8 protein-coding genes are annotated in these 7,412 nt (G+C 67.1%); 6 read left to right on the forward strand and 2 right to left on the reverse strand.

Annotation, left to right across the window (positions count from 1 at the left end; all coding sequences use genetic code 11):
* Positions 1–308 (reverse strand): ATP-binding cassette domain-containing protein (locus tag QOI01_RS00420; RefSeq protein ID WP_526377544.1); only part of this gene is annotated, 308 nt, incomplete at its 3' end.
* Positions 305–760 carry a peroxiredoxin gene (locus QOI01_RS00425; RefSeq protein WP_526377546.1) on the reverse strand — a complete coding sequence of 152 codons (456 nt, stop codon included), beginning with the start codon at positions 758–760 and terminating at the stop codon, positions 305–307. The genes QOI01_RS00425 and QOI01_RS00420, both read right to left, overlap by 4 nt.
* Before the next feature lie 104 nt (positions 761–864).
* Between QOI01_RS00425 and QOI01_RS00430 the strand changes: the two genes are divergently transcribed.
* The 6 genes from QOI01_RS00430 to lgt form a co-directional block, all read left to right on the forward strand.
* On the forward strand, positions 865–2,400 hold the full coding sequence (locus tag QOI01_RS00430) for an anthranilate synthase component I (protein ID WP_526377558.1): 1,536 nt from the start codon (positions 865–867) through the stop codon (positions 2,398–2,400).
* Positions 2,397–3,023: a TIGR02234 family membrane protein gene (locus tag QOI01_RS00435; protein WP_526377548.1), complete on the forward strand. Its 627-nt coding sequence runs from the start codon at positions 2,397–2,399 to the stop codon at positions 3,021–3,023. The genes QOI01_RS00430 and QOI01_RS00435 overlap by 4 nt, the downstream gene beginning before the upstream one ends.
* An 82-nt stretch (positions 3,024–3,105) precedes the next feature.
* Entirely contained in the window at positions 3,106–3,924 is an 819-nt protein-coding gene (trpC, locus tag QOI01_RS00440) for an indole-3-glycerol phosphate synthase TrpC (RefSeq protein WP_526377550.1), read from the forward strand.
* Between the two features lie 4 nt (positions 3,925–3,928).
* Positions 3,929–5,194, forward strand: a complete 1,266-nt coding sequence (gene trpB, locus QOI01_RS00445) for a tryptophan synthase subunit beta (protein ID WP_526377552.1) — start codon at positions 3,929–3,931, stop codon at positions 5,192–5,194.
* Entirely contained in the window at positions 5,191–5,985 is a 795-nt protein-coding gene (gene trpA, locus QOI01_RS00450) for a tryptophan synthase subunit alpha (protein WP_526377554.1), read from the forward strand. The genes trpB and trpA overlap by 4 nt, the downstream gene beginning before the upstream one ends.
* A partial coding sequence (lgt, locus tag QOI01_RS00455) for a prolipoprotein diacylglyceryl transferase (RefSeq protein ID WP_526377556.1) occupies positions 5,982–7,412 on the forward strand: 1,431 nt, incomplete at its 3' end. The genes trpA and lgt, both read left to right, overlap by 4 nt.

Here is a 7,412-nt window from a genome sequence, read left to right on the forward strand (position 1 = left end):
ATGCCGGTGAAGACCACCTCGCGGACGGTCCGCGGGTGCTGCAGACGGTGGCGCGGATTGACGTGACCGATCGAGCGACGCAGTACCGCGAGATCGGTTCGGCCCATCTGCTCACCGAGGACCCGGACGCTGCCGGAGCTGGGGAACGTCACGGCGCCACAGAAGCCGAGCAGTGTGCTCTTGCCCGCCCCGTTCGGCCCGAGCAGCGCCCAGTGCTCGCCTTCGTTGACGGTCAGCGAGATACCGTCGATGATCTGCTTGCCGTCCCGGCGAAATGTCACATCGTCAAGTTGCAGTACGGGTTTCACCGGGAACGCAGCACCTCGAGCGCTTTGTCCGCGTGACTGTCCATGCTCAGCTCGCTGGCGATGACGTCGAGCACGGTGCGGTTGGTGTCGATGACGAACGTGGTCCGCTTGACGGGCAACAGCTTGCCGAGCAGGCCACGCTTCACACCGAACTGCGTTGCCACCGCGCCATCGGCGTCCGACAGGAGCGGGTAGTCGAACTTCTGCAACTCGGAGAACTTCGCCTGCTTGGTCACCGCATCCGTCGAGATCCCCACGCGGTTGGCCCCTACCGCGGTGAACTCCGAGGCGAGGTCACGAAAGTGGCAGGCCTCCTTCGTGCAACCCGGCGTCATTGCCGCAGGATAGAAGAACAGCACGATCGGGCCGTCCGCGAGCAGGCTCGTCAGACTGCGGACGGTGCCCGTCTGATCGGGAAGTTCGAACTCGGCAACCTGGTCACCCTTTTTCATGGGTTTCACGCTACGCGAGAGCGGTCTGGGAGGATTGTCCCGTGCAGGCACATTCCCCGGTCGCTTCGCCCTTGCCCGCAGGCCCGTCCGCCGACCTCGCCATCATGACCTCGCGTGAGGACTTCCGAGCGCTGGCCGCCGAGCATCGCGTGGTTCCCGTGACCCGAAAGGTGCTCGCCGACAGTGAGACGCCGCTGTCGGCGTATCGCAAGCTGGCCGCCAACCGTCCCGGAACCTTCTTGCTGGAGTCCGCGGAGAACGGTCGGTCGTGGTCGCGGTGGTCGTTCATCGGCGCGGGCGCCCCCTCCGCACTGACCGTGCGCGACGACGAGGCGGTGTGGCTCGGCGTCACACCTCAGGGCGCGCCGAGCGGAGGTGACCCCCTGGGTGCGCTGCGCACAACCTTGGACCTGCTCGCGACTGCGCCGCTGCCCGGCCTGCCGCCGTTGAGCAGCGGGCTCGTCGGGTTCTTCACCTACGACCTGGTGCGCAGGCTGGAGCGTCTGCCCCAGCTGGTCGTCGACGACCTGCGGCTGCCGGACATGTTGCTGCTCCTGGCCACCGACATCGCGGCCGTGGACCACCACGAGGGCACCATCACGCTGATCGCCAACGCCGTGAACTGGAATGGCACCGACGAGCGTGTGGACGAGGCCTACGACGACGCCATGGCGAGGCTGGACGTGATGACGGCGGCACTCGGCGAGCCGCTGCCATCGGCGGTGGCGACGTTCGGTAGGCCCGCGCCACGGCACCGGTCGCAGCGCACGGTCGAGGAGTACTCGGCGGTGGTGGAGAAGCTGGTCGGCGACATCGAGGCGGGCGAGGCGTTCCAGGTGGTGCCCTCGCAGCGGTTCGAGATGGATACGCCGGCCGACCCGATCGACGTGTACCGGATGCTGCGAGTGTCGAACCCGAGCCCCTACATGTATCTGCTGAACGTTCCGAACCATGCTGGCGAACTTGACTTTTCAGTGGTCGGAAGCAGCCCAGAGGCGCTGGTGACCGTCACCGACGGCAAGGCGACCACCCACCCGATCGCAGGCACGCGCTGGCGCGGTGCGACCGAGGAGGAGGACGTCCTTCTTGAGAAGGAGCTCCTGGCCGACGAGAAGGAACGCGCCGAGCACCTGATGCTGGTCGACCTCGGCCGCAATGACCTCGGACGGGTATGCGTGCCCGGCACGGTCCGCGTGGAGGACTACAGCCACATCGAGCGTTACAGCCACGTCATGCATCTGGTGTCGACCGTGACGGGGCACCTCGCCGAGGGCAAGACCGCGCTCGATGCCGTCACCGCCTGCTTTCCGGCGGGCACGCTCTCTGGTGCACCGAAGGTGCGTGCGATGCAGCTCATCGAGGAAGTCGAGAAGACGCGCCGCGGCCTCTATGGCGGCGTCCTCGGCTACCTCGACTTCGCGGGCAATGCCGACTTCGCGATCGCCATCAGGACCGCGCTCATGCGCGCAGGCACGGCGTACGTGCAGGCGGGAGGCGGCGTCGTGGCCGACTCGAACGGACCGTACGAGTACGACGAGGCGGCGAACAAGGCGCGCGCCGTTCTCAATGCGATCGCGGCCGCGGAAACGCTGACCGAGCCAACCCCCGGGTCGCTTCGCTCCGGCCCACAGACGCCGTGACCCGTACCGCGCAGCTGCTGCTGGTGCTCGCCGCGCTGGCGCTCTGGGTGGCCTCACGGCTGACCTGGGTCGACGTCACGTCGTTCGACGGCCTCGGACAACCCAAGTCGACGACGTTGACCGGCGGGACCTGGTCGACGGCGCTGGTGCCACTCGCCTTGGTGGCACTGGCTGCCGCGGTGGCCGCGCTTGCCGTGCGCGGATGGGTGCTGCGCCTCGTCGGCGTGCTCGTCGCAGTGGCGACGGTGGGTATGGGTTACCTGGGAATCGGGCTGTGGGTCATCCGAGACGTCGGCGTCCGCGCGGCCGATCTTGCGCAGATCCCGGTGACCGCGCTGATGGGCACCCAGCGCCATCACCTGGGCGCCGTGCTGGCGCTGGTGGCGGCCGCGTTCGCCTTGGCGGGCGCCGTACTGCTAGTGCGGTCGGCGGCGAAGGCCGGAGCAGGCAACACGGCCACGGGAAAGTACCTGGCACCCGCGGCAAAACGCGAGGCTGCGCGGCAGGACGGCCAGGAGGACGGAATGTCCGAACGAATGATCTGGGATGCACTCGACGAGGGCCAAGATCCAACCGGAGATTCCACCCAGGACTCGACGACTTCGGACAACGAGGGGCGGTGACAGTCCGTTGGGCTCTGGCGGCTACCCTTCGTGGGAAAGATCATCTGGGACTTCCAGAAGGCGTGAAGGGAAGCGACGGCTCATGAGTTCGGGGACCGTGCTCGACTCCATCATCGAGGGAGTCCAAGCCGACGTAGCCGCTCGCGAGGCAGTGGTCAGCCTGGCCGAGGTCAAACAGAGGGCCCAGACCACCGGCCCGTCGCTGGACGTGATGGCGGCGTTCCGCGAACCGGGTATCGGTGTCATCGCCGAGGTCAAGCGCGCCAGCCCCTCGCGTGGCGAGCTGGCAACCATCTCCGATCCGGCCAACCTGGCGCGCGCCTATCAGGATGGCGGTGCCCGCATCATCAGCGTCCTGACCGAACAGCGCCGCTTCAACGGTTCACTCGACGACCTAGACGCCGTCCGCGCCGCAGTGTCGATTCCCGTGCTGCGCAAGGACTTCATCGTCGGCCCGTACCAGATTCACGAGGCCCGCGCGCACGGCGCCGACATGATTCTGCTGATCGTGGCTGCGCTGGAGCAGCCGGCCCTGGCGTCGATGATCGACCGCACCGAATCCCTGGGGATGACGGCGCTCGTCGAAGTGCACACCGAGGAGGAGGCCGACCGGGCATTGCAGGCAGGCGCTCTCGTGATCGGCGTCAACGCACGCGACCTGAAGACCCTCGAAGTCGACAGGGACTGTTTCGCGCGCATCGCGCCGGGGCTGCCGTCCAACGTCATTCGGATCGCCGAGTCGGGCGTCCGCGGCACTGCCGACCTGCTCGCCTATGCAGGGGCCGGTGCTGATGCCGTCCTCGTCGGCGAGGGACTCGTCACCAGTGGCGATCCTCGCAGCGCCGTCGCCGATCTGGTCACCGCAGGCACTCACCCGTCCTGCCCGAAACCCTCGCGCTGAGATAGTGGCGGATTTCGCAGGCCCGGAGTTGCCGCTTTCCAGCACTGCCGTCGCCGAACCATCGACACATGACCCGGATGCCAAGGGGCATTTCGGGCCATACGGCGGACGACTGGTCCCCGAGGCCTTGATGGCGGTGATCGAAGAGGTCACGGCGGCGTATGAGAAGGCCAGGACTGACCGGACGTTCCTCGACGAGCTCGACCGGCTGCAGCGCCATTACACCGGCCGTCCGTCGCCGCTGTACGAGGCGACGCGCCTCGGCGAGCACGCCGGCGGCGCCCGACTGTTCCTGAAGCGAGAAGACCTCAACCACACGGGCTCTCACAAGATCAACAACGTGCTCGGCCAGGCGTTGTTGGCCAAGCAGATGGGCAAGACCCGCATCATTGCCGAGACGGGCGCCGGTCAACACGGCGTGGCGACCGCCACCGCGTGCGCGCTGCTCGGTCTGACGTGCGTGATCTACATGGGCGCCGTCGACACCGCACGGCAGGCGCTGAACGTGGCCCGGATGCGACTGCTGGGTGCCGAGGTGGTGTCGGTCGAGTCCGGTTCCAAGACGCTGAAGGACGCGATCAACGAAACGTTCCGCGATTGGGTCGCCAATGCCGACGACACCTACTACTGCTTCGGCACCGCGGCCGGTCCGCATCCGTTCCCGACCATGGTTCGCGACTTCCAGCGTGTCATCGGAATGGAGGCGCGTGCGCAGATCCTCCATCAGGCGGGTCGGCTGCCCGACGCGGTGACGGCCTGCATCGGTGGGGGATCCAACGCGATCGGCGTGTTCCACGCCTTCATCGACGATCCGGGTGTCAGACTGCTCGGGTACGAGGCCGCGGGCGATGGGGTCGAGACGGGTCGTCACGCCGCAACCTTCACGGGCGGCAGTCCTGGAGCGTTTCAAGGGTCGTTCTCCTACCTGTTGCAGGACGAAGACGGTCAGACCATCGAATCGCATTCGATCTCAGCGGGTCTCGACTATCCGGGCGTCGGACCCGAGCATGCTTACTTGAAGGATCGTGGCCGTGCCGAGTACCGTCCCATCACCGACACCGAGGCGATGGACGCGTTCGCGCTGCTGTGTCGGTTGGAGGGGATCATTCCGGCCATCGAGTCCGCACACGCGGTGGCGGGCGCCCTCAAGCTCGGCGGTGAACTCGGTCCGGGCGCGATCATCGTGGTGAACCTGTCGGGCCGTGGTGACAAGGACGTCGAGACCGCGGCCAAATGGTTCGGCCTTTTCGACGAGGGGACGTCGCAATGACGGTCGACGGGCTGGCGAACGTCTTCTCCAAGTGCCGGGGGGAGCACCGATCGGCGCTCATCGGCTACCTTCCGACAGGCTTCCCGGACGTCGCCACGTCGATCTCCGCGATGACGGCAATGGTCGAGTCCGGTTGCGACATAATCGAAGTCGGGGTCGCTTATTCGGATCCTGGGATGGACGGTCCCACCATCGCCGCGGCTACCGAAGTCGCCCTGCGCGGTGGCGTGCGGGTGCGTGACGCATTGTCCGCCGTCGAGGCGATCAGCAGTGCCGGCGGCCTGGCCGTCGTGATGACGTACTGGAACCCCGTACTGCGATGGGGTGTCGACGCGTTTGCGCGCGATCTCGCGTCGGCCGGTGGTGTCGGCCTCATCACGCCGGACCTCATTCCCGACGAGGCCGACGAGTGGGTCGAGGCGTCCAACGCCCACGGCCTTGACAGGATCTTCCTGGTTGCGCCGTCGTCCACGCCGGAGCGATTGGCGGCGACCGCGCAGGCGTCGCGCGGATTCGTCTATGCCGCTTCGACGATGGGTGTCACGGGGGCCCGCGATGCGGTGTCCGACACGGCGCCCGACCTGGTCCGCCGAGTCAGGGAGGTGTCCGACATCCCGGTCGGAGTCGGGCTTGGGGTGCGGTCGCGTGCGCAAGCTGCACAGATCGGTTCCTACGCCGACGGCGTCATCGTCGGCTCCGCACTAGTGACGGCCTTGAGCGACGGGATACCCGCCGTGAGGGCATTGACCGAGGAACTCGCCGAAGGCGTGCGACAGAGGATTTCAGCGTGACGACAACGGTCCTGGCCTTCATTCCGAGTCCGTCGCAGGGGGTCTGGCACCTCGGGTTCGTTCCTCTTCGGGCGTATGCGCTGTGCATCATCGCCGGCATCGTCGCGGCCCTGGTGCTCGGCGACCGCCGGTGGGTGGCGCGTGGAGGCGAGCGCGGGGTCATCTACGACATCGCCCTATGGGCGGTTCCGTTCGGCCTGATCGGCGGCCGGCTGTATCACGTGATGACGGACTGGGAGAAGTACTTCGGCCCGGACGGCGCGGGATTCTTTGCGGCGCTGCGGATCTGGGATGGCGGATTGGGAATCTGGGGCGCGGTGGCCCTCGGTGGAGTCGGTGCATGGATCGCATGTCGGCGTCGGGGAATCCCGTTGCCAGCCTTCGGCGATGCGATCGCTCCCGGGATCATCCTGGCCCAGGCCATTGGCCGGTTGGGCAACTACTTCAACCAGGAGCTATACGGTCGCGAAACCGATCTGCCCTGGGGCCTGACGATCTACCAACGGTTGGATCCGTCCGGTGTCATCAGTCCACACTCGCTCGACGGTGTGTCGACCGGCCAGGTCTACGCGATCGTCCACCCCACGTTCCTGTACGAACTGCTGTGGAACCTGCTGATCTTCGCCGTACTGATCTGGGCCGACCGCCGTTTCAACTTCGGTCACGGTCGCCTCTTCGCGCTGTACGTCGCCGGCTACTGCGTCGGTCGCTTCTGGGTTGAGTTGATGCGAAGTGACACCGCCACCCTCATCGCGGGCATACGCGTCAACTCGTTCACGTCGACGTTCGTGTTCATCGGCGCGGTGATCTACATCATGGTCGCGCCCAAGGGTCGAGACGAACCGACGACGTTGCGCGGCAAGGACCTCGGCGAGTCTCGGTTCGACGAGTTGGGCGAGGAACTGGCGGCGGTGGCCGCCACGTCCGGTGTCGTCGCCGCGGCCAAAGTCGCCGGTGACGAAGACAGGGCCGAGACCGAATCGACGGGCGGCGCCGGCACCGAGTCGGGGGCCGTTGCGAAGGCGGCGGATCTGACCGAGCAGGTGGAGACCGCCCCGTCCGAGGACATCGCTGAGGCCGAGGCGTTCGCCGCAGCAGGCGGCGAGGCCAACGAACAGCCTGAACCCGGATTGGGCTCGGTCGAGGGTGATGAGGCCATCGAAGCCGAGGTCGGGGCCCCCGAAGCGCACGAGGCTGCGGTCGGCGGAGCCGCCGAGGCTGAGTCGTTGGCCGAAGAAGTTGCCGCCGAGCCTGACGCCGCCGGGGGCGCCGAGTCGGCGCAAGCCTCAGCAGACGACGTCGCCGCCGAACAACCTGCTGACGAGCCAGTAGAGGCAACACCCGACACCCACGAGGCAACCGACGACAGTGCCGAGTCAGCAGAAGCTGTGGCTGATGACCTCACCGTTGACGAACCTGCCGAAGAA

This window comes from Mycobacterium sp. (genome assembly GCF_032162605.1).
Lineage (GTDB): Bacteria > Actinomycetota > Actinomycetes > Mycobacteriales > Mycobacteriaceae > Mycobacterium.

What these genes read in the sequence shown, in the direction of transcription:
- trpC (WP_526377550.1), top strand. Translation starts at nt 3,106, where the DNA reads ATGAGTTCGGGGACCGTGCTCGACTCCATCATCGAGGGAGTCCAAGCC.
- QOI01_RS00430 (WP_526377558.1), top strand. Translation starts at nt 865, where the DNA reads ATGACCTCGCGTGAGGACTTCCGAGCGCTGGCCGCCGAGCATCGCGTG.
- trpA (WP_526377554.1), top strand. Translation starts at nt 5,191, where the DNA reads ATGACGGTCGACGGGCTGGCGAACGTCTTCTCCAAGTGCCGGGGGGAG.
- QOI01_RS00425 (WP_526377546.1), bottom strand. Translation starts at nt 760, where the DNA reads ATGAAAAAGGGTGACCAGGTTGCCGAGTTCGAACTTCCCGATCAGACG.